The sequence below is a fragment of the Pseudoalteromonas sp. KJ63-1 genome (assembly GCF_055808145.1).
In genome coordinates, this window is sequence record NZ_CM147855.1 from 2,550,163 (window position 1) to 2,573,950 (window position 23,788).

Consider the following 23,788-nt stretch of genomic DNA (forward strand, 5'->3'; position numbering starts at 1 on the left):
CTTTTATTATTAATTTTTATCATTAATAAACTGTGTGAATGCATAACTTACCTAATTTACAGGCAATAAAAAAGAGCCCTTAGGCTCTTTTTAAAATAACACGCTGTTAGTTATTAATTTAAATCCATCTCTTGGATGATTTCATGTGCTATTTCTGGTGTGGTACTTACAGGCTTTTCATGTAAGTTCGCTTTTATTTGCCCTTTACGATGCTTTAGTGCGGCATCGAGTTTTTTAGCTGCGCTGGAAATAGCAGGATACATAACTTCGTTTTCCCCTTTTACCGATATACGCGCACCTTCATAATTTGTGCTAATTTCTGCTTGGAACTTATGATGCTCTTTTGAAAGAATAATATCTAGAGATATCAATGATGGAAAATGGCTCGCGACTTTTGAGAACTTTTCGTTAATGTGTTCTTTAATAGAATCAGTAACGTCAACATGGTGACCAGAAAGATTAATTTTCATAGGGTATCCTTTTATTTGTTACCTCATAGTTAGTATTGGGGGCTAAACGAATTAACACAAGAGAAAAAATGAAAATTACGCAATTATTTATTACCCCACCTGATTTAGATCATTCATTTAGCATTAAGTATGCAAAAAGCCGCTTTGAAGCGGCCTTTAGAGGTGTTGATAATTTAATCAATCAACAAATTAATCGGTGTATGAACAACAATAATCTGCAAAATCACTTACTTTTACATGAAAGCTCACATTAGCATCAACGTTAAATGACTCACCCGCATTAAATGTTTTCCACTGTGTTTCACCAGGTAGTAATACATCCCACTGCCCTGCTAACAACTCCATGCACTCTTTTTGGTTAGTATTAAACTCAAATTCACCGGGTTGCATAAAACCCAAGGTTTTAGCCTCACCATTACCTAAAAGCACAGTACGGCTTGACACTTTGCCATCGAAGTACACATTGGCTTTTTTAACCACACTAACGTTATCGAACTTTGGCATGTTAACTCCTGTTGTTAATTTATAATTTTGTTGCCCCCACAGTGCCTGATACACAAAAACCTTGCAAGTTAAGTGCTGTGAAAATTACTCATCTAAAATCCAAAAGGTTAAAAAAGAACGACTTTATAGGGGAATTTGCTTCGAGCAACGGGATGCGAGTTTCGAACAGATCTTTTAGTAATTTATGCATAAAGAGGGCGATGAGACGCTACGCTTTAGAGAAGTGATGAAAAAAGTACAACTTATAAAAGAGCCCGCCCTGTTTTACACAGGACAGGCTTTTAAACTTTTAAAAGCCATAAAAACGCTTCGATTACGTTAAGCATTCTTAGAATTATCAGTAATTAAATTATCGTGATCGGGTGGTAAATCACTGAGTTTAATTGATTCCATAATTCGCTGTTGTGATTCAAGTGCATGCTTAGCCCATTTTTTATGCTTATCAGAGCGATCAACACGATGATTAAATTCAACCTCTAAAAATGCATGCTCACTTAATGGTAAACAATAAAAGTCTTGACGAGAACGCTTATTACTTTTCTTTATTTGATAAAACACCCATTGGCGATCATTAATAATTACTCCTTTAGCTGCCGGCAGTGGCGGATAACCATAAGATTCAACGCGCCCTAAAATTTCCTTTTTCAGTGCTTCGCCTTCCCATGGGTTTGCTCTTTTATTCGACTCTAGCTTAGTATCATTTTGAAGCTTAGTGTTATAACCATCTGACCCCCAATGATAATTATCATACTCATCAATTACAAAGCGTCTTAATTGCATAGTATCAAGAACATTGATTTTATTAGTTTGCTTAATTCTTAGTTGGCAACTAAACATGCCATACTCACTGCTTAGTAAATAACTTACTGGAGGCAAATACATCCAATTTTCAGTGAGTATATGAACATACTCATGGTAAAGGAACGTTTCTTTGTGTTGGTTAAACCAGCTTGTTGAATTATAAGGAAACGAGACATCAATGGTAGATGGTACAGCTGCGACATTGCTATCCGGCACATCGAGTGTTAATAGCTTCTCTTCTAAAATGAGGCGATGATGAATACAGTTGTCGAAACTAGGGCCTCCTACAAAACCACGATAAAACGCCTTAGCTAAATTAATCATTCTTAAAATTATCTGTAATTAAATTATCGTGATCGGGGGGTAAATCACTGAGTTTAATTGATTCCATAATTCGCTGCTGTGATTCAAGTGCATGCTTAGCCCATTTTTTATGCTTATCAGAGCGGTCAACACGATGATTAAATTCAACCTCTAAAAATGCATGCTCACTTAATGGTAAACAATAAAAATCTTGGCGAGAGAGACTGTTATTTCTTTTTACCTGGTAAAACACCCACTGGCGATTATTAAGTATAACTTCTTTGGCCGCTGGTAGTGGTGGATATCCTCGAGTCTCAATACGTCCTAAAATTTCTTCCTCTAACTCATCAGGCTCAAAAGGGACGGCCATTTTACTTGATTCTAACGTAGTGTCATTTTTAACTTCTGTATTTCTGCCATCAGGTCCCCAATGGAAGTTATCGTATGATTCAATCACAAAACGCTTTAATTGCACAATATCCAGTACATTGATTTCATTAGATTGTTTAATCCTTAGTTGGCAACTAAGCATACCATACTCACTACTTGGTAAATAGCTTACTGGTGGCAAGTACATCCAGTTTTTAGTAAGCATATGTACATATACGTGATGGAAATAATCTTCTTTGTGCTGATTAAACCAAGTTTTCGAATTATAGGGAAACGACACGTCAATGGTAGACGGTACAGCAGCAACATTACTGCTAGGCATATCAAGTGTTAACAGACTATCTTCTAGAATAAAGCGATAGTGGATGCAATTTTCAAAAATGGGCCCGCCAATAAAACCACGGTAAAAAGCCTTGGCTAATTTGATCATAATCGCGCATCCGTAGGCGGTAAAGTTTTAATAAACTTTCTTACTATATCGGCCTTTTCATTATTACCTAGCATTTCTAGCTGAGCTGCATAGGTGACTAAGCCTAAAAACGGTAAAGTGTGTGGGCTTTCGCCAACAGAGCCATCTGTAACCAGGCCTTTAAATTTCAGCGAACGTACTAAACTACTGGATGATATTTTACTGCGATCAGCTAAATTAGGCACTAAATCATAAGGGTTATTACGAACTGAGACAACTTTTACACCTACGCTATGTGCAATGCGTTTTAAACGTTCGACATTTGAGCCTGAGCCGTGCACGGCGAGTTGCTGACCTGTAAGTGACTTACCATAGTGAATACGATAATGCTCCAGTGCCGCACAAAAAATGATTGCCCCTTGGCTGTGAGCTAGCCATTTTACTTGTTTACCTTGCTGATTATTTTGTGCCAGCACAGCTGCTAAATGCTGAGCATTGTGGGATTTAGTCCCTGAACGCTTATCAAACGCGCACTCAATTAAGTCAAGTTTTGTATAATCGGTGGGGTTATGAAACAAAGTATAGGCTTTTATACCATCGCCCTCATAAGCTCTATCAAGGTGGGTGCCCATTAACCATGTGGCTTTGTTAAGCTCATTTTGCATACCATTAACCGCCGCATGCTGCGTTTTTATATGTGTGGTTGGAGTTGGTATTCGTTCCCAAGCTCCCTGTACTTTCTTTATTTCATCATCATTCATTGCTTTGTCGTATGTATGACTGCCTCTCCTTTTCACTTCATAAAGCATAGTACGCTCTGCAGAAAAATTATTTTTGGCTCCCTCTAATTGCTTATCAAATAATATATCGGTTATAGATATATTATTTGTTTCTAATGTATAACGTATTAAAAAATGATAATTACGAAATGGATATTTTGTTCGCCATAAACGGCGCAGCGGGTTACGGCTATGCTTAATTGAGTTTGTGGCATTAGGGTTCGCGCATATTTGAATGATATCGGCACTGACCATTTTTAAATCATAATCATTGAGCTGCGATAGCATAGCGAGAGCTTGGCAAGTAAATTTAACTTTATTAAATGGAAAATTAACGGGGAGATTAACACCAAAATCACGACAACTTAGCGCGTCAAGAGGGATTACAGAATGGGCATTGATAGTTTTATTGAGTTTTGACCAAGACATATTTCTTCCTTGTAAATGAGTCTGTGCCCGAAATGATACTGCAAACTAATTTTTAGAGCAAAAATAATTTTATGCTGTACTTACCTTCATTCGGACGCTTATCGGTCCTAGTAAATATTTAAAGTGGCTATTTATAGTGACAACTTAATTGTTTTAACGTTCTCCTTAAGTAGGACTTAAACTGCAGGTTGCGGCACAAAGTTTCAAACCTTCAACTTTTATAAAAAATTAGTGCTGACCTCCCTCCCATTGTGGGCTTCATTGTGAGTTAAACTGAAAACTGAAAGTTGACGGCACAAGTTCTCTCCATTAGGTTTCGCTGCGATGCCCTACCCAGCCTACAAAAAAGCCCGCCCTGTTATACACAGCGCGGGCTTTTAAATGTTAAAGCAGTCGCTTAAAACAATGCCTTTGCTTTGTTAACGATGTTTTCTACGGTGAAGCCGAAGAATTCAAATAGCTCGTTAGCTGGTGCCGACTCACCAAAGGTGGTCATACCGACTACAGCGCCATTTAGACCTACGTACTTGTACCAGTAATCAGCAATTCCCGCTTCAATCGCTACGCGACGAGAAACGCTTGCTGGTAATACGCTTTCTTTGTACTCAGGCGATTGATCTTCAAACGCATCAGTACACGGCATAGATACAACACGTACCTTTTTACCCTGCGCACGTAACTCTTTCGCAGAATCTTGCGCTAGTTGTACTTCAGAGCCGGTTGCAATCAAAATAAGCTCTGGGTTGCCGTCACAACTTAGGATGTAACCACCCTTTTTAACGTCGCTTAATTGCTGTGCATCACGTGCTTGTTGCTCTAAGCCTTGGCGAGTAAAGATTAATGAGGTAGGACCGTCTTTACGTTCAATAGCTTGTTGCCATGCAATTGCCGACTCAACTTGGTCACATGGGCGCCAGTTGTAAAGGTTAGGCGTTAAACGCATGCTGGCAATTTGCTCTACTGGTTGGTGAGTTGGACCATCTTCACCTAAACCAATTGAATCGTGCGTGTATACAAAAATGCTTGGTTGCTTCATTAATGCAGCCATACGTACTGCGTTGCGTGCGTATTCCATAAACATTAAGAACGTTGCACCGTAAGGAATAAAGCCTTTATGAAGTGCAATACCGTTCATAATTGCCGACATACCAAACTCACGTACACCGTAGTAAACATAGTTACCACTTGCATCGTCTGCAGTTAAGCCTTTAGAGCCATCCCAAATTGTTAAGTTTGAACCTGCTAAATCAGCAGAGCCACCCATAAACTCAGGTAGTAACGGACCAAATGCGTTTAATGCATTTTGTGATGCTTTACGTGATGCTGGGTTTGCAGGGTTTGCTTGTAACTGCTTAATATACGCTTGTGACTTTTCAGCCCAATCAGCGGGTAAATCTGAATTTGTACGGCGTTTGTATTCAGCAGCGAGCTCTGGGAATGCTTGCTCGTAGGCGGCAAATTTTTCATCCCAGCTTGCTTCAAGCTGTTGGCCTTTTTCTTTGTTATCCCACTGTGCGTAAATGTCAGCAGGGATTTCAAATGCATCACCCGTCCAACCTAAAAACTCGCGAGATGCTTTAATTTCGTCATCACCTAGTGGTGCGCCATGACAGTCGTGGCTACCTGATTTATTAGGTGAGCCATATCCAATTACTGTTTTACAACAAATTAGCGTTGGTTTGTCGGTCACGCTTTTTGCTTCGCTAATTGCAGCACTTACAGCATCGCTATCGTGGCCATCAACGTCGCTAATTACATGCCAGCCGTATGCTTTAAAACGTGCTGGTGTGTCATCGCTAAACCAACCTTCAACTTCACCGTCGATTGAAATGCCGTTGTCATCCCAAAATGCCACTAACTTGCCTAGGCCTAATGTGCCAGCAAGCGAACAGGCTTCATGAGAAATACCTTCCATTAAACAACCATCACCCATAAATGCGTAAGTGTGGTGATCAACAATGTCATGGCCTTCACGGTTAAATTGAGCGGCTAATGCTTTTTCAGCAATTGCCATACCTACGGCATTTGTGATCCCTTGACCTAATGGGCCCGTAGTGGTCTCAATTCCTGGCGCATATCCATATTCTGGGTGGCCTGGCGTTTTAGAGTGCATTTGGCGGAAGTTTTTAATTTCGTCCAGTGGTAAATCATAACCACTTAAATGCAATAGAGAATAAATTAGCATTGAACCGTGACCATTTGAGAGTATAAATCGATCTCGGTCAGCCCACTCTGGATTTGTTGGGTTATGTTTTAGATAATCGCGCCATAGTACTTCTGCGATATCAGCCATGCCCATAGGGGCTCCAGGGTGACCAGATTTGGCCTTTTGTACTGCGTCCATTGACAAGACGCGAATAGCATTTGCAAGTTCTTTGCGAGATGGCATGAATTCTCCTACCTTTATATGTATTTGCGCGGGTATTTATATACCTCCATTCTTACTTATTGTAGGGGCTGTGTGCAATTAAAAACCCATAAAAATAGGGCATTATGAATATTTTTTAAGAACCTTTTACTATTAGATATTTTATTTAGACGTCTAGGCGTAAAAAAACTATGCAAGTTCGCTTGTTTTAGATAAAATACGCGCCTTAATTTTTTAGCGCTAATACCGACGTTTGTGAAGCGCAATATTTGTGAGCATAATTACAATGGCAAAACATTTATTTACTTCTGAATCTGTTTCTGAAGGTCATCCGGATAAAATCGCCGATCAAATTTCTGATGCGGTACTTGATGCTATCCTAGAGCAAGACTCTCATGCCCGTGTAGCGTGTGAAACTTACGTTAAAACCGGTATGGTTATGGTTGGTGGTGAAATCACTACTAGCGCATGGGTTGATATCGAAGAAATTACACGTAAAACAGTACGTGAAATTGGTTACACACACTCAGATATGGGCTTTGATGCAGATTCGTGTGCAATTTTAAACACGATTGGTAAGCAGTCTCCAGACATCAACCAAGGTGTTGACCGTACAAGCCCTGAAGAGCAAGGCGCTGGCGACCAAGGCTTAATGTTTGGTTACGCATGTAACGAAACTGAAGTATTAATGCCTGCTCCAATTACTTATTCTCACCGTTTAGTACAGCGTCAAGCTGAGGTTCGTAAAAGTGGCGAACTTAACTGGTTACGCCCTGATGCAAAATCACAAGTTACATTTGCATACGAAAATGGCAAGCCAGTAGGTATTGATGCCGTTGTACTTTCGACTCAGCACAGCGAAGATGTATCGCAAAATGACTTAGTAGAAGCGGTAATGGAAACAATTATTAAGCCAGTACTTCCTGCTGAGCTTATTACTAGCGCAACTAAATTTTTCATTAACCCAACGGGTCGTTTTGTTATTGGTGGCCCAATGGGTGACTGTGGTTTAACTGGTCGTAAAATCATTGTAGATACATACGGTGGCATGGCTCGTCACGGTGGTGGTGCTTTCTCTGGTAAAGATCCATCAAAAGTTGACCGCTCAGCAGCTTATGCTGCACGTTACGTTGCTAAAAACATTGTTGCTGCAGGCCTTGCTGATAAGTGTGAACTTCAAGTGTCTTACGCTATTGGTGTTGCAGAGCCTACTTCTATCAGTGTTGAAACATTTGGCACAGGTAAATTAGAAGAAGCGCGTTTAATTGAACTTATTCGTGAACACTTTGACTTACGCCCTTACGGTCTAATTCAAATGCTTGATCTTGAGCGCCCTATTTATCTTCCAACAGCGGCTTACGGCCACTTTGGTCGTGACGAATTCCCATGGGAACGCACAGATAAAGCAGACGCGCTTCGCGCAGCAGCTGGTCTATAAGCCACTTAGCTAATATTTAAACGGCCCTTTTTAGGGCCGTTTTGCTATGTGTACTAAGTTAGTCGTAAAACAGTCTCGAACTGTTTAACATTTTAGGTATATACTCTGCTTATACAATAAAGCGTATTAGGGATAAAAAATGGCCGACAATTTTCGTGTTATATTTGTAGGACTTGCAGAAGGTGCAGACAGCCAAGCAGTGACCACTGCACTGACAGAAAAGCTGAAAACCTCGCCAGAAAAAGTGGCTGCTTTTTTTGATGGCAAACCGTTATTTGCCCCTTGCCCCAAAGATAAAGCACTCAAGCAAGCTAAGTTACTTTCAACGCTGGGGATTAAAAGCAAACTTCAGCAAGCTGCGGCTATACAAACGGCACCTCAAACAGCTTACGACAGCCAGCGAGATCAGCGCTTATTTGACGCCCTAGATTACATTACCAGTAGCCTAATTCGCCTTGAAGAAAAACTAGAAGATATTGAACAACGCCTCCCTGAAGTTGAATTATCATTACCTGATGAAAATAATGAAGTATGGGAAGATGACGATTTAATGCTTGATGAGCCTCTCTCTACTGAGCCCAAAAAACGCGGCAACCTTGTTTTATATTCGCTGATTTCTACAGCCGTAATATTGCTTATTGTACTTGCTATGTACTTATTATTTCCTAATTTATTCTCTTTTTAATTATGGTTAAGTTATTTAATGAGTAATAATCGCGCACAAATAAGACACGATATTCGTAAAGCACGTAATAACCTATCAAAAAAACAGCAAGAATTAGCCGCCGAATCGCTTAAAGTGAATTTTATTCAACACTTAAAAAGCATAGATTCGGCCAAAAAAAGTCATATCGCGCTTTATTTAAGTAATGATGGCGAATTAGATACCTCATTGTTAATTAATGAATTATGGAACACTGGCCAGGCTATTTACTTGCCCGTAATTCATCCATTTAATGGGGCTAATTTACTATTTCTACGCTATGAAAAAAACTCACCCATGAGAGCAAATCGCTATGGTATCTTGGAGCCTAAGTTGAACTGCTCTCAAATTTGCCCCTTACCTGAGCTGGATTACGTTCTAATGCCATTAGTGGCATTTGATAAATTTGGTAATCGCCTTGGAATGGGGGGTGGGTTTTACGATAGAACATTGGCACGTTTATACGAACATCATTGGCAACAACCGCAACTTATTGGCCTCGCACATGCGTGTCAACAAGTCGATGAGTTACCGATTGAATCGTGGGATGTACCACTAAAAACGATCATAACACCCGATAAAACCTACTGTTGGTAACAACTAATCTTGTAAACTAACAGCCTATTTTGACACCAATGAGCAGACAACAATGACACAAGATGAATTAAAAAAAGCAGCTGCGTGGGCTGCACTCGAGTTTGTAAAAGAAAACACCATAGTAGGTGTAGGTACAGGCTCAACCGTTAATCACTTTATTGATGCCCTAGGCACAGTTAAAGACACCATCGTTGGTGCAGTATCAAGTTCAGAAGCATCTACAGCGCGCTTAAAAGAGCTTGGCATAGAAGTGTTTGAGCTTAACGATGTAGCAGCACTTGATGTATACGTTGATGGCGCAGATGAAATTAACGCCTTAAATGAAATGATCAAAGGCGGCGGTGCGGCGCTTACTCGTGAAAAAATAGTAGCAGCAGTAGCAAAACAGTTTGTATGTATTGTTGATGATACAAAACTAGTCGATACCTTAGGAGACTTCCCTCTTCCGGTTGAAGTTATTCCGATGGCACGTAGCTACGTTGCCCGAGAGTTATTAAAACTAGGTGGTGACCCAGTTTATCGCCAAGGTGTAGTAACCGATAACGGCAACGTTATTTTAGACGTACATAATTTAAAAATTACCCATGCTAAACAGCTTGAAACACAAATAAATCAAATTGTTGGCGTAGTCACCAACGGCCTATTTGCGATGCGCGGTGCTGATAAAGTGATTATCGGCACTAAAAATGGGCCACAAATTAAATAGGATATGGTTATGAGTAAGGTATCGTTAGCAAAAGACAAAATTAAAATTCTCTTGCTTGAAGGTGTTCACCAAAGCGCTGTTGAAACGCTAAAACGTAACGGTTATAGCAATATCGACTACGTTAAAACATCGTTGCCAGAGAACGAACTTATAGAGCGCATTAAAGATGTGCACTTTGTAGGGCTTCGTTCTCGTACTCATATTAACGAATCTGTATTAAACGCAGCTGAAAAGCTAGTTGCTGTAGGTTGTTTTTGTATTGGTACAAACCAAGTAGATTTAAACGCAGCGCGTGAGCGCGGTATTGCGGTATTTAATGCACCGTTTTCAAATACTCGCTCTGTAGCTGAGCTTGTACTTGGTGAAATATTGCTGTTATTACGTGGTATTCCACAGCGTAATGCCGCTGCCCATCGTGGCGGCTGGTTAAAAACAGCTAATGGCTCGTTTGAAGCACGCGGCAAAACCTTAGGTATTATTGGTTACGGTCACATTGGTACTCAGCTGGGTATTATGGCTGAAAATATTGGTATGAACGTGGAGTATTACGATATTGAAGACAAACTATCTTTAGGTAATGCTACACAAGTACATAACTTAACGCAGCTGTTGCAACGCGCTGATATTATTAGCTTACATGTTCCAGAGACACCGCAAACTAAAAACTTGATTGGAACAGCAGAGCTTGCAGTGATGAAGCAAGGCGCTATTTTAATTAATGCTTCTCGCGGTACTGTGGTTGACATTGACGCCCTAGCTGAAGCACTAACAGAGAAGAAACTTAGCGGTGCAGCCATTGATGTATTCCCAGTTGAGCCTAAATCAAACGATGAAGAGTTTATTTCGCCACTACGTGAATTCGACAACGTTATTTTAACGCCGCACATTGGGGGCTCAACTCAAGAAGCACAAGAGAATATTGGTATTGAAGTAGCAGGTAAACTCGCTAAGTACTCAGATAATGGCTCAACTATTACAGCAGTTAACTTCCCTGAAGTATCATTACCAGAACTTGCCAACCGTAGTCGCTTGTTACATGTGCACCACAACCGCCCTGGCGTGTTAACGCAAATTAACCAAGCATTTGCTCAGCATGGTATTAATATTGCCGCACAGTACTTACAAACGGATGAAGCAATTGGTTACGTGGTTATTGACGTAGATACCGATCAATCTGAAGTAGCACTAAAAGAACTTAGTGCAGTTGAAGGCACAATTAGAGCTCGTATTCTTCACTAAATAATCAGCTATCAGCTATCAGCTATCAGCTAAAATAATAAAAGCCGTACTTGAATAATCAAGTACGGCTTTTTACATTAAACCGGAAGCTGGCAACTTAATCTATTATTTGCCTTTTACTTCTAAATTTATAAACTTAACCAGCTCTTCGGGTTGCCCTGCTAACATCATTAGCTGCTGATTTACTTCCATCATGGTTTTACCTTCAGGCAGTTTAGCTGAGACACTAAGCGAATTTAGACCTTTAGCAAAGTCAGTTAATGCTTGTGCTATTTCTTCGGTTACCGGCGCTTGTTGTAACTGTTGAGCCAGCATCATTTGCATTTGCTCTAGTGTCATACCTTGTTTGGCTAGCTCACTTTCTAGCAAGGTACTTAACTCACCTTGATTATTGAGCATTACACTCATAGTACGTGGCTCTAACTTGCTCATTGCTTGCATAATAAGTGTTTGCTGTTGTAACTCTTGCTCATAAGTAAGCGGGGTATCACCTGCTGTTTGCTGAGCTTTGCTTATTTCTAGTGAAGCATCCATAAGCGCTTTAGAATTAGCCAGTCCCATATTCATATCAATGCTGGCAATATCGTTAGCGTGTAGTTTAACAACTATATCGCTGTTTCCAGATTGCTCATCGTAATCTAATGATGAGTGTAAATCATAACTGGCCGAGGCAAGTTGTGTATTTGTATCTGCAGGCAGTGTAGCGACAAAACCTTCATCAAATTGGAAATTCTTTAGTGTAAAAGCAGTATGTGGCGAGATTTTATCGGTTTCGTATCCTGTCACTTCAACATGCTCAACTGTGGCAATATTTTTACCCTCAGGGCTAGTCACTTCTATATTACTAATAGCTACACTGTTTGAAATAACACTGGCCGATAACTCTGCGTAGTTAAAGCTAGCACCTGTTTGCTCGCTAACTAAAGCCAACTGCTTATCAACCTCAGCGCGTACCTCTTGTGTTGCTAAATAGTTTGCATAGCTTACGCCACCTACACCTGCAGCAATAATCGCGGCTGTAATCACTAATTTCTTCATGTTATTTCCTTATTCTGTATATAAGCGGTATTACTCTAAAGAGTAACATTGCTCGGCAGTCGCTGTAAGCGTTAATTTATTAAGCTAAGTAGCTCGTGCACGGTTTTAACTGGTGTTATTTTAGCACCTAGCCCTTCCATGGATTTATGGTAATTACGAAATGGGATAAATATTTCAGTAAACCCATGTTGCGCCGCTTCTTTAACACGGGGCACACCACTGTCGATTGGGCGTACATCACCGTTTAAACTCAACTCTCCCATAATACAGGTGGTTCGTGGAACAACGAATTCGTTTAAACTACTCAAAAGTGCAGTAACAAGCGCTAAGTCAATGCAGGTTTCTGATTCATCAATTTTTAAACCACCGACAATATTAAAAAACGTATCGTGGAATATTTTAGTTTTGGTGTGCTTACGTAAAATACCGGTAAGCATTTTAATCCGGTTCATATTTAAACCAACACACACTCGCTGTGGAAACTCTGCTTCGGTTTCTGTGGTTAAACACTGAATTTCAAGTAGTAAATTACGATTTCCCTTACGAATACAGGTAATCGTCGACCCTGGTGACTCGGTGGTTGAACCCGATAAGAAAATCTCACTGGGGTTATCCACACTGAGCATTCCGCGTTCACACATTTTAAAAATACCGACAGTATCTATATCACCAAAGCGATTTTTATTAGCACGCAGGGTGCGCACTTGACCATCGTTGGTATCAATATGTAACAGTGCATCAACTATATGTACTAAGGTTTGCGGGCCGGCTATTTCATTATTCTTATTTACGTGAGCAATAATAAACATAGTCACGTCGTTTTGCTTACAGTACTGAGTTAATGCCTGAGCAGCACTTTTCACCTGAGAAGGCGAACCAGGGCTACCATTTGCGGTATCGGTAACAACTGCTTGAATGGAGTCAATAACGGCAAATTTAATTTTGTTTTTATCAAGCTCTTCAATAATAGTTTCAACACTGGTCTCAGACAGTAAATAAAGTTCATCTTCGTTGTAATTAAGCTTTAACCGGTTAACCCTGTTTTTAAACTGCGACAGGGACTCCTCAGCAGTACAGTAAAGTGATGGCATACGCTGAGACATTCTTGCCACTAAATCAGATAGCAGCGTTGTTTTACCCGCCCCAGGATCGCCAGAAATAATATTAACTGAGCCGGTGGTTACACCGCCGCTTAGCACACGATCTAGCTCACCAATTTCAGTAAGCTGTTTTTCAGCCTCTGCGGTTGCTACATCATTAATTTTTTTAGAACCACCACCAATGCCGCCTGCATAGCCACCTACACTTGCACGAGCAGCTACCTTTTTATTTTGCCCTGCAGAGGGTTTAAACTCTGCTAAAGTGTTCCATGCGCCACAGCGACACTGACCTTGCCAGCGTTGATAGTTCATGCCACATTCTGTACAAACAAACTCTACTCTTGCCGCTTTAGCCATTTAAACCTTACCTACTATTCTTTATTTTGAGATACACAGTGTTAAGCGCTTATTTTGCCATTGCTGGCTTTGTCTTAGCAACAGCGTCTCTTGTGGAACAGTGCATTTAGTATCACACTCACAGTATACTAATGTAGTTTCACTTAACCTGCTTTAAGGCATGATTTTTGCTTTAAAAGGCTAAGGAACTCTTGCCAATTAATTGGCTATTAGAAAATAACAATAAACACAAAGTATAGTTACGCATAGTATTATGGCCGCATTTAGCGGCTTTGCGAGATTCGATTTATTAAATATTCTAATAAATAATTGTAACAGTATACCTACTTTTTAAATTAGACGGTGACGATTTATAAATGGCTGATGACGTATTGCTCAAGCATGAAGCGCTTGTAGATGAATTAAAACAGTATTTAGGAAATCCTAAATTTGATCTCATTTTCAAGACAAAAACCGCCGAGTTAACTAAACCCGAGCAGTTTTTAATAAAAATGGAAATGTCGCGTTTATCTCAGCCGATAGACCGTTTTATTGATCTGCGTAGTTTAGTCACTGGTCAAGTAAAACCTTATGAATACAAAGGCAAGCAGCACTTTATGGATGACACCGCTATTGAAGTATTTGAAGCGGCTATAAAACAACATAAAGATTACACTCTTGCAGTATACGAAGCGGTAATGAATACCGAAAATAATTATCGCGTATTACAACAAAAATCAACGACTACCCCACCTAAAGAAATTGAATCATCGCGCGAATTGTCTACCGATGTAATTAAATTTGCAGCTTATGAAAATCGCAGTGAAGAGCGGATGAATTACTCAATTAAAATTACTATTGAGTATGACGGACAAGCAAAAATCGATGCAAGTACCTCTGATATTTCAATCAGTGGCTGTAAAATTAAGTTAGCGTCGCGCTATCGCTTAAAAAAAGGTCAGCTTATAAATATGCACCTAGTAGGCTTAGAGCAAGATTTTCAGCTTGGCCTCAAAAGTGGCGTTAAATATGAAGTCGTTGCAATAGAAAACACCTCAGAAGAATTTAATCATATCCGCTTGAAGCGTACATTTGAAGAAAATAACAGCGCGTTTGATCGTTTTTTAGAAAGTTTTATTCATGGCAATAAACGCCGTTATAAAGTGAATTTAGATAACACCCTCGATGCGGTTATTTCTAAAGGGTATGAACAATATTATATACCTAGGGTTAATTCTTTATATGTTTTTATTAGCCAGCAAAACGGCGTTTATTATCCTAGCCTGAGCTTAACTACTGAAAACAGTTTATTTATTCAGCGTTATTTTACTGATGAACGCAAAAAATCATGCCTTTACAATGTGTTAAATCATAAGCGTATTCGTACCTTGGCGCTAAAACCGATTGCAGTAAAAGAAGAGTATTTGTATACCTTTACCCATGTCTCTGCAGGAAAAATTTATTATTACTCAGCCACTCGCTCAGAGCTTGAGCAACAAGCAAAATTAAAAGCGTTATTTTTTGGTTTTGGTAGCCGTAGAGACAGTTGGCGCTGCTTTAAATTACAACTAATGCCGAGCCACACTGAAGATGCTTATATTCCTTTATCTTTACCTAACTCTTTAGGCAAAGATATTGAAAAACTAAATAAACCACCTTCACCACGTGTTGAAGGCGCAATAAAAGACGTTAAGTATTTAATGCTACTTACCCAAGTTGGTAATGAGCATGAACAACAACATTATCAACAATATGAATTTGATAAAGCCTTAGCCAATAAATTGAAATATTTTGGCCACAGTAAGCACGCATCGCCACCGGAACTCAATACTGTGCCTCTAGAGTATGTAAATCTTCGCTCTAATAAACGCTATTTATACAAAACTAATGTTGTGATTAATACTCGTGATGCGGTATTGCATGGGCATACCCGTGATTTTTCAATATTTGGCTTACAGCTAGAGTGCAATCAAGAAGTGAACTTTAAAAAAGGCGATATTGTTTCGCTATCATTTCCTGATTTGCAAAAAATTACTAAAAACTATTCATTAAATCTTATTCAATATGAAGTAATGGCTGTGAGTAAATCGCTGACTACCATTAATTTGAAAGCGCATGTAGATAAAGGCTCATCTCATACTGGCGTCGATTTTTTTACTCTTTTAATAAGTAGCAATAAACAAAAATTAAAAGTAGCAGAAGAATCACCTAAAGTACCCGGGCTTTCTACAGCCCTCAGAAATATGGTAACCAAAACGCTTTGCCAGTTTCCGATTTATTTACATAAATCAATGGCGCACTTTGAAATTGGCGCTATGGGATTTGGTTTATATCCAAGCCCACTGCATATTATTTTGCAAAATTTTTCCTTGTTAAATGCTAAAACAGACTTATCGGATATTATTACTAAAGCGCATATTATTGATGTGATCACCCCTAATATTAAAGAGCGTACCCGCCAAGATCCGCCATTAGAGTTTAGTTTAATAATTAACTTTGATCCTAAAAAAGATAATATAGCGGATGCTATTACCAGCCAATGTGTTTTAGGTACTGACTGCAGCGAGTTTAAACAGCAAGTAAGAAAAGGGCTTAAATCTGAGCTGATTTTTATAATGCGTTTATATATTTCACGCACTGGTCGACTTGATACTGACTACCTAGCAAACGAGCTAAAATACGTCAGCCAATACGCAATTCACAAGGCCAAAGACTTAGAGGATGCTTTGTGGTCTGTATCAGGTGTTGGCGATATTATTGATGTCAGTGATGAAGCGCTTGAGCATTTAGCGCTCAACCAACAACAGGTTGAGCAAATGTCTAGACGAAAGCTCATCTGGTTAAATCGTTTACGTTAAACCTGTGATGGGTTTAACGGAACCGCCAGCATATATAACAGTTGCAATAACGAGCCTTGGCAAATAGCTGCTTGGGCTTGCTCAACGACTTTTGGTTTACCATGTACAGCAACGCCTAAGCCAGCTTGAGCCATCATTTTTAAATCGTTTGCGCCATCGCCAATGGCAACCGTTTGGCATTTTTCAAGCCCCAGCTTTTGTTGTAGCATGTTTAAAACAACCGCTTTTTGCTCAGCATCAACAATCCCACCTAACACTTTACCTGTTAGTTTATCGTCTTTAAATTCAAGCACATTGGCATGCACTTCATCTAAATTAATCAGCTCCTGTACTCGCTCAGCAAACGGCACAAAACCGCCCGATGCAATCGCTAAATACCAATCATGGTGTTTTAAAATTTGGCATAGCGCTTTGATACCGGGCATTAAAGGCAGTGTACTTTTAAGCTCATCAATTAAACTCTTTTCGATGCCTTCAAGCTTGGCAACACGTTGATATAAGCTTTCACTAAAATCAAGCTTGCCTGCCATTGCCTGCGCGGTCACGCTGGCAACCTCGTCATATACATTAGCCAAGCGTGCAATTTCATCAATACACTCAATAGTAATGGCTGTTGAATCCATATCCATTACCAATAACCCAGTTTTTTGTAAATCAGGGGGACAGGTTACTTGCACTAACTGACACGCCAAAGTGTTTGCAAAAGTTTGAAGTTCGAGAGGGTTTATTACGTGCTCTGCATTTTCTATATAAAAACATAATGCCGGAGATAACCCTAAATCTGGCTGATATTGACAAATAGCCGTTACTTTTTGCTGGTGAGCCGCAAAGAACTCAATAATGCTATTAATATGCTGAATATTAAAATCACCGCCAAATGCAATACTAAATAACCCTTGGTTTCTGTTTGGTGTTGTATTTAGTGGTGTAAAAGCACCTTGTTGGTAGCTAAACCATTTATTAAGAATAAGTGATGATGATAATAGCTCAGCGCTTTGCTGTGCCATGTTCGCGTTCGACATGGGATCTCCGTTTATATTTCCTGACATTTAGCTCATTGATAATAAGGATATGAGATACAAAATTCGCCATCAGGGGGGATTTAGGGTTATAGTGTAGTTGTAACATCAAATCAAAATGCTGTCAGCAGCATAAACGGTGACTATGAAAAATAACCATCTTAAAAATCCACTTACAGCCTCGCAAAAAAAGCGTTTAATTCGTTTATTATTAGCCGCTGGCTGCTTTGTATTATTAAGCTGGGTAGGAATAAACAGTAGCTTTCAAAGCCATCAACTACTATATGATAGTGCTAATAGTGCAGCCAAGTCACTCACTCAGTTTATGGCACTGAATGCCAAAAACCCGCTGATAGAGAAAAACAAATCGCAGCTCACCACCTTGTGCAACAATATCAGTAAAGATGAGTTTGTTCTTTCAGCCACCATTTATGATAAACAAGGTGTAGTGCTTGCAAGCAGCGATAACTGGCAATCACATCATGTATATGGCTTACTACCAGACTCATCGCCTGGCATTAGTAAGTTAAAAACACCGTTTGTTGAACAAGTTATTTCTGACGACAATCGCCCTATTGGCTTTGTATCTATTACCTATTTAACGCGTGCTGCGGTATCTTCAAGCCATAACCATTTTCACGATTTAGGCCGCCAAGTATTACTTATGCTAGTGATTGCCTGTATTTTTACTTGGCAATTAGGCCGAGGGTTAAAACGCTGGCAAGTAAATCGTTATATACAAAAAACGTCAGAACACGAATCATAAAGCTGCTCAGCTAATCGATATTTATCGCTATTTGGCTTTAAAGCATAGAGCGCATCAAACACATTAGGAATATGCAATGGGGTATTTATTTCCCCCTGATAACCATTTAGCGGCATTGAAGGTGAATCAGTCTCAAGCACTAAATGCTGTGACTCAAGCTTTGCTACAACCGCACGCGTTTTAGCAGCCCGCTCATAGGTGATAACCCCACCCACTCCAAGCTTAAAGCCCATTTTTATATAGTACTGTGCTTGTTGTATTGAGCCTGAAAAAGCATGGATCACACCGCCATTCTTAGGTTTACAACGCTTAAACGATTGCGCTATTAAATCATGGCTTTGTCTGTGATGCACAATCAGCGGTAACTCAAGCTCATTAGCAAGCGCTATTTGTTGCTCAAACAGAAAGGTTTGTTTTTCAAGATTTTCGATACTGCGATCGAGACCGCATTCCCCAATAGCCACCAGCTGAGTTTTGTTTGTTTTAGCAAAGTTATGTAGTGATTCTAAGTGCGATTGCTGATGTTGCGCTAAAAAGTAAGGATGTAGCCCTGCAGCTATTCTAATTTGTGGGTAGGTTGCTTTAAACTCGAGTAATTTTTGAGATTGCGCCAAGCTGATACCTGGCACAATAAATTGATTAATGCCCTTTGCTACACAGGCACTAATAAGCGATTCGCGATTTGTATCAAACTCACTAAAATCGAGATGACAGTGCGAGTCTATAAATTGCAAAGCTAGCAGCCAACTAAGGGTTTAAGCGCGTTATTTGCCAGCTATTGTCGGCTTGACGCTGATACATAAAGCGATCATGTAAACGATGCGCTCCGCCTTGCCAAAACTCAATTTTTTGTGGCACAACACAATACCCGCCCCAAAAGTCAGGGAGCGGAATTTCACCTTTAGCGAATTTGTTTTTCATGTTGGCAAAGGTTTCCATTAGCACTTTACGCGACGAAACTGGACGGCTTTGTTGCGACGCCCATGCGGCTAATTGACTTTCTTTAGGTCGAGATAAAAAGTATTTAGCAACAGCCGATGTAGGTAATGGCTGCGCTTCACCATACACAATTACTTGGCGCTCCATGTGGTGCCATGGAAAGTGCAAGGAGATTTTATTATTGCCTTTAAGTTCTTGTGCTTTACGTGAACCGGTATTAGTAAAAAACACAAAACCGTTATCATCTAAATGCTTTAGCAACACAATACGCTGTGAAGGCTGACCTGTTTCATCAACCGTAGCAACCACCATTGCTGTAGGGTCGGGCAAGTTACTGCCAACAGCATGCTCAAGCCAAGTTTCAAACTGCTTAAACGGATCATCAAGCAAGTTGTCTTCACTGAGCGCATCTTGCAGGTATTCACGACGAATATCTTCGAGTTTCATAAAATTCCCTCTAGGTTCTAGGCTATATGTTGGGTTTCGTTGCACTCAACCCAACCTACAGAAAAATCCACCTAAGTGTTTAGCCTAAGACAAGGCGGAGTGCTTTTTATGCCAAGGAGCATACGTTTTTGTATGTGACTTAGCATTTTTGGGTTTCGCTGAGGCTCAACCCAACCTACAGCAAACTCTGTATCTGCAAGTGTAGGAGTGCTGACAAGGCGGCGTGCTTTTTTATGCCAAGGAGCATACATTTAGTATGTGACTTAGGCTAAAAAAGCACAACAACGCAGTCAAAGCGAACTACACGCAGCAGACGTTCACCTAAGTAGTTTAGTCTAAGATAAGGCGGACACTCGACTTATCCCTATGAGCATACGTAGTTGTATGTGATTAGGGTCAGTCGAGTGGACAACGCAGTATTAGATTAAAATACGACGGTGATTACATTTGCTCCATGACTTCGATACCTAGTAGATCTAAGCCTGTCCGCAGCGTATCTGCCACTAAATTACACAACACTAAACGGCTATCACGAACACTTGGCTCTACGCCCTCTTTAAGTACTGGGCAAGCTTCATAGAATGTCATGTATAGGCTAGCTAGTTCGTATAAGTAACCACATAATACGTGCGGTGTGGCTTCATTGATCATCAGATCAAGGACTTCTTCTAACTGCAATAATTTAAGCGCAAGGGTCTTCTCTTGCGGCTCAATAATACTTACATCGGCTTTTAAGCTTGCAGCATCAACGCCAGATTTACGGAAAATGCTGCGAACACGCGTATACGCATATTGTAAATAAGGGGCTGTTGCGCCTTCAAAGCCTAGCATGCTGTCCCAGTTGAAAATGTAATCGCTGGTACGGTGCTTAGAAAGATCTGCGTATTTAACCGCGCCAATACCCACTTTACGAGCAATTTCACTACGATCTTCGTCAGATAAATCTGATTCACGCTCAGCGAGTTTGGCTGCTGCGCGAGTGATTGACTCTTCAAGTAAATCAGCTAATTTTACCGTGCCGCCTGTACGGGTTTTAAATGGTTTGCCATCAGCGCCCATCATGGTGCCAAATGGGCAAAACTCGTAACTGGTTTCATCGCGTAATAAACCAGCTTTACGCGCAGTAAGCTCCACTTGATTAAAGTGAAGGCTCTGGCGCGCATCAACAAATATCAAAATACGCTCAGCGCCTAGTTTGTTTGAACGATAATCACACGCCGCTAAATCAGTAGTTGCATATAAGAAGCCGCCACCTGATTTTTGCACGATAAACGCTGAAGGCTCACCGTCTTTATTTGCCAGCTCATCTAAAAATACCACTTGTGCGCCTTGCGACTCTACTGCAATATTTTTATCTTTTAATAGGCTAATAATATCGTTAAGTTCACTGTTATATGCACTTTCAGCCATAATGTCGGCAGGCGTAAGAGTTACGTTTAAACGCTTGTATACTTCTTCAGAGTGCTTCACTGAAGTGGCAATAAATAGTTTCCACAGTTTTTCACAGTGTGCGTCGCCACCTTGCAGTTTAACTACGTAGTTACGTGCTTTATCGGCAAAACCTTCTTCGTCGTCAAAACGCTTTTTAGCATCGCGGTAAAAGGTTTCTAAATCAGCAAGCGCAACAGTATCTAAATCAACACCTTGGTTAATTTGATCTTCTAAATGCGCGATTAGCATGCCAAATTGTGTGCCCCAATCACCCATGTGGTTTTGACGAACAACAGTATCGCCTCTAAATTCAAGTGCGCGAACTACTGCATCACCAATAATAGTTGAACGTAAATGACCTACGTGCATTTCTTTTGCAAGGTTAGGCGATGAGTAATCAACCACTACTTTTTGTGGTTTGGTGTGCTCATTTACCGCTAGTTTTGCGTGGTTATTAGCAGCTTGTACGCTTTGAGCTAAAAACTCCGGCTTTAAGTGAATATTAATAAAACCAGGGCCAGCAATTTCCGTTTTTTCGGCAATGTCACTCACATCTAACTGATCAATAATTTTTTGCGCCAATTCACGCGGGTTGCTTTTCATTTTTTTAGCTGCGCCCATCGCGCCATTAATTTGGTAATCACCAAACTGTGGGCGTGTGCTTTGCGTAACCGCTGGGTTGGTATCTTCAGGTAGGCCTGCGGCAGTCATAGCGGCAATGGCTTTTTCTACTAAAATAGTACGAATATTCATTATATTATTTACCTTTGTAAGCCCGCCAAAGCAGGCTTTGTGTTAATTCTAGTTGGTCAGTTCTAGTTTTCACGCGTGTGGTTAAATGTCACTTCTGGGTAACGCTCAGTCGACAAGTTAAGGTTTACACGACTCGGCGCGATGTAAGTTAAATTATCACCGCCATCGAGTGCTAAGTTGCTTTCGCACTTGCGTTTAAATTCTTCAAACTTTTTAACATCATCACAGCTAACCCAACGCGCTGTATTTACATTAACGCTTTCGTAAATTGCATCAACGTTATATTCAGCTTTTAAACGCGCTACTACCACGTCAAACTGCAACACACCTACAGCACCTACAATTAAGTCATTATTAATTAATGGTCTGAATACTTGTACTGCGCCCTCTTCTGAAAGCTGTACCAATCCTTTTAATAACTGTTTTTGTTTTAATGGATCGCGAAGACGAATTCGGCGGAACAGTTCAGGGGCGAAGTTTGGAATACCGCTAAACTTAATTTTTTCACCTTGGGTAAAAGTATCACCAATTTGAATCGTACCGTGGTTGTGTAATCCAATAATATCACCGGCGTAAGCATCAGCCGCACGCTCACGATCGCCCGCCATAAAGGTTACCGCATCAGAAATACTGACTTGTTTACCAATACGCACATGATTCATTTTCATGCCTTGGCTGTATTTACCCGATACAATACGCATAAAGGCAATACGGTCACGGTGTTTTGGATCCATGTTGGCCTGAATTTTAAATACAAACCCAGTGAAGTTTTCTTCTGTGGCTACAACTTGGCGGTCTTCAGTCTCACGTGGTAATGGAGTTGGCGCCCATTGAGTTAACCCATCTAAAACATGATCTACACCAAAGTTACCAAGTGCGGTACCAAAATACACCGGCGATAACTCACCTGCTAAGAATAGATCTAAATCAAATTCGTGTGATGCACCAATAACTAGCTCTAGTTCATCACGTAATTGCGCTGCAAGTTCATCACCAATGGCTTGGTCAAGCTCAGGGTTATCGAGCCCTTTAATGCTGCGTACTTCTTGAATAGTGTGACCTTGACCTGTTTTATATAAAATGGTCTCTTCGTTATGGATATGGTAAACACCTTTAAACTCTTTACCACAGCCAATTGGCCAAGTAACAGGTGCACAGGCAATATTTAGCTCTGTTTCTACTTCGTCGAGTAGTTCCATTGGGTCACGAATATCACGGTCACATTTATTCATAAAGGTAACAATAGGCGTGGTACGCAGGCGTGTTACTTCCATTAGCTTACGGGTACGTTCTTCTACACCTTTAGCAGCATCAATGACCATTAAACACGAATCTACCGCGGTTAAAGTTCGGTATGTATCTTCAGAGAAGTCTTCGTGTCCTGGGGTATCAAGTAAATTAACTAACGCGTTGTTATATGGAAATTGCATTACAGAGGTAGTAACAGAAATACCACGCTCTTTTTCCATTTCCATCCAATCCGACTTAGCATGCTGATTAGAACCACGGCCTTTAACCGTTCCAGCTTTTTGAATTGCTTGTCCGAATAACAATACTTTTTCAGTGATAGTGGTTTTACCCGCATCCGGATGCGAGATGATCGCAAAGGTACGGCGTTTATTAATTTCGCTAAGGAGATTTTGGTCTGCCATTAAAAAGGTTCTTTTAGTTGATATACGGATGTATTTATATTTTAGTATGCTGAGCTTTTAAGGCTAAAAACAAGCTAACCTCTAAAGCTCAACATACCCCAACAAGAACCCAAATTAGTTCTTGTGATGCTATCCGTTAAGTTAATCGTAATTGAAGACTATTTTCGCTGATCTTGGCGCTATAAACAATCAATGGTTAGTTATTAACGGATCTTTTTTAATGAAGCGATTAATATTGGTGTTTCCAATTATTATTAACAATATCGATATAAATTGCCCACTAACTTAACACCAAGCTTGAGTAATAGTGCTG

Annotated in this window: 20 protein-coding genes; 7 read left to right on the top strand and 13 right to left on the bottom strand. The window is 40.2% G+C overall.

Going from position 1 to position 23,788, the window contains the following annotated elements; all coding sequences use genetic code 11:
* Nucleotides 1–113 precede the first annotated feature (113 nt).
* The 6 genes from hpf to tkt all read right to left on the bottom strand — a co-directional run bounded on the left by hpf (nt 114) and on the right by tkt (nt 6,474).
* Nucleotides 114–470 carry a ribosome hibernation-promoting factor, HPF/YfiA family gene (gene hpf, locus AC0L7Q_RS12270; RefSeq protein ID WP_013465684.1) on the bottom strand — a complete coding sequence of 119 codons (357 nt, stop codon included), beginning with the start codon at nt 468–470 and terminating at the stop codon, nt 114–116.
* Nucleotides 471–659: 189 nt separating this feature from the next.
* Complete coding sequence (ppnP, locus tag AC0L7Q_RS12275) at nt 660–974, bottom strand: pyrimidine/purine nucleoside phosphorylase (protein ID WP_024602085.1); 315 nt, start codon at nt 972–974, stop codon at nt 660–662.
* 318 nt (nt 975–1,292) lie between these two features.
* On the bottom strand, nt 1,293–2,099 hold the full coding sequence (locus tag AC0L7Q_RS12280) for a hypothetical protein (protein ID WP_409423751.1): 807 nt from the start codon (nt 2,097–2,099) through the stop codon (nt 1,293–1,295).
* Nucleotides 2,092–2,898, bottom strand: coding sequence for a hypothetical protein (locus AC0L7Q_RS12285; protein WP_409423752.1), 807 nt, complete (start codon nt 2,896–2,898; stop codon nt 2,092–2,094). Before AC0L7Q_RS12285 ends, AC0L7Q_RS12280 begins: the two co-directional genes overlap by 8 nt.
* Nucleotides 2,895–4,085, bottom strand: a complete 1,191-nt coding sequence (locus AC0L7Q_RS12290; RefSeq protein WP_409423753.1) for a hypothetical protein — start codon at nt 4,083–4,085, stop codon at nt 2,895–2,897. The genes AC0L7Q_RS12285 and AC0L7Q_RS12290 overlap by 4 nt, the downstream gene beginning before the upstream one ends.
* 397 nt (nt 4,086–4,482) lie before the next feature.
* Nucleotides 4,483–6,474, bottom strand: coding sequence for a transketolase (gene tkt, locus AC0L7Q_RS12295; protein ID WP_413400683.1), 1,992 nt, complete (start codon nt 6,472–6,474; stop codon nt 4,483–4,485).
* A 265-nt stretch (nt 6,475–6,739) separates the two neighbouring features.
* On the opposite strand from tkt, the gene metK reads away from it, so the two are divergent.
* The 5 genes from metK to serA all read left to right on the top strand — a co-directional run bounded on the left by metK (nt 6,740) and on the right by serA (nt 11,136).
* Nucleotides 6,740–7,891: a methionine adenosyltransferase gene (gene metK / locus AC0L7Q_RS12300; RefSeq protein WP_008110316.1), complete on the top strand. Its 1,152-nt coding sequence runs from the start codon at nt 6,740–6,742 to the stop codon at nt 7,889–7,891.
* Between the two features lie 139 nt (nt 7,892–8,030).
* Entirely contained in the window at nt 8,031–8,576 is a 546-nt protein-coding gene (locus tag AC0L7Q_RS12305) for a hypothetical protein (RefSeq protein WP_198523598.1), read from the top strand.
* An 18-nt stretch (nt 8,577–8,594) separates the two neighbouring features.
* Nucleotides 8,595–9,191 (top strand): 5-formyltetrahydrofolate cyclo-ligase, encoded by a 597-nt coding sequence (locus AC0L7Q_RS12310; RefSeq protein WP_413400684.1) that lies wholly within the window; start codon nt 8,595–8,597, stop codon nt 9,189–9,191.
* 52 nt (nt 9,192–9,243) lie between these two features.
* On the top strand, nt 9,244–9,897 hold the full coding sequence (gene rpiA / locus AC0L7Q_RS12315; protein ID WP_413400685.1) for a ribose-5-phosphate isomerase RpiA: 654 nt from the start codon (nt 9,244–9,246) through the stop codon (nt 9,895–9,897).
* A 9-nt stretch (nt 9,898–9,906) separates the two neighbouring features.
* Complete coding sequence (serA, locus tag AC0L7Q_RS12320; RefSeq protein WP_413400687.1) at nt 9,907–11,136, top strand: phosphoglycerate dehydrogenase; 1,230 nt, start codon at nt 9,907–9,909, stop codon at nt 11,134–11,136.
* 105 nt (nt 11,137–11,241) lie between these two features.
* On the opposite strand, the gene AC0L7Q_RS12325 is transcribed toward serA, so the two are convergent.
* Nucleotides 11,242–12,174, bottom strand: coding sequence for a hypothetical protein (locus AC0L7Q_RS12325; RefSeq protein WP_413400688.1), 933 nt, complete (start codon nt 12,172–12,174; stop codon nt 11,242–11,244).
* Nucleotides 12,175–12,245: 71 nt separating this feature from the next.
* Nucleotides 12,246–13,631: a DNA repair protein RadA gene (radA, locus tag AC0L7Q_RS12330; protein ID WP_178956483.1), complete on the bottom strand. Its 1,386-nt coding sequence runs from the start codon at nt 13,629–13,631 to the stop codon at nt 12,246–12,248.
* A 356-nt stretch (nt 13,632–13,987) separates the two neighbouring features.
* On the opposite strand from radA, the gene AC0L7Q_RS12335 reads away from it, so the two are divergent.
* A complete protein-coding gene (locus AC0L7Q_RS12335) occupies nt 13,988–16,468 on the top strand; it encodes a PilZ domain-containing protein (protein WP_413400689.1) in 2,481 nt (826 codons plus the stop codon).
* Here AC0L7Q_RS12335 and serB read toward each other — a convergent pair.
* Nucleotides 16,465–17,490, bottom strand: a complete 1,026-nt coding sequence (serB, locus tag AC0L7Q_RS12340; RefSeq protein WP_413400690.1) for a phosphoserine phosphatase SerB — start codon at nt 17,488–17,490, stop codon at nt 16,465–16,467. The genes AC0L7Q_RS12335 and serB overlap by 4 nt on opposite strands.
* Before the next feature lie 142 nt (nt 17,491–17,632).
* On the opposite strand from serB, the gene AC0L7Q_RS12345 reads away from it, so the two are divergent.
* On the top strand, nt 17,633–18,253 hold the full coding sequence (locus AC0L7Q_RS12345; protein ID WP_008110298.1) for an AhpA/YtjB family protein: 621 nt from the start codon (nt 17,633–17,635) through the stop codon (nt 18,251–18,253).
* On the opposite strand, the gene AC0L7Q_RS12350 is transcribed toward AC0L7Q_RS12345, so the two are convergent.
* The 4 genes from AC0L7Q_RS12350 to prfC all read right to left on the bottom strand — a co-directional run bounded on the left by AC0L7Q_RS12350 (nt 18,220) and on the right by prfC (nt 23,475).
* On the bottom strand, nt 18,220–18,987 hold the full coding sequence (locus tag AC0L7Q_RS12350) for a TatD family hydrolase (RefSeq protein ID WP_409423759.1): 768 nt from the start codon (nt 18,985–18,987) through the stop codon (nt 18,220–18,222). The two genes, AC0L7Q_RS12345 and AC0L7Q_RS12350, sit on opposite strands and share 34 nt — an antisense overlap.
* A gap of 13 nt (nt 18,988–19,000) precedes the next feature.
* On the bottom strand, nt 19,001–19,639 hold the full coding sequence (pdxH, locus tag AC0L7Q_RS12355; protein WP_013465698.1) for a pyridoxamine 5'-phosphate oxidase: 639 nt from the start codon (nt 19,637–19,639) through the stop codon (nt 19,001–19,003).
* Nucleotides 19,640–20,080: 441 nt separating this feature from the next.
* The gene (gene argS, locus AC0L7Q_RS12360; protein WP_413400691.1) at nt 20,081–21,823 is read right to left on the bottom strand and encodes an arginine--tRNA ligase; all 1,743 of its coding nucleotides are present in this window, start codon (nt 21,821–21,823) and stop codon (nt 20,081–20,083) included.
* A 62-nt stretch (nt 21,824–21,885) separates the two neighbouring features.
* Nucleotides 21,886–23,475 (bottom strand): peptide chain release factor 3, encoded by a 1,590-nt coding sequence (gene prfC, locus AC0L7Q_RS12365; protein WP_010387708.1) that lies wholly within the window; start codon nt 23,473–23,475, stop codon nt 21,886–21,888.
* Nucleotides 23,476–23,788: the final 313 nt, after the last annotated feature.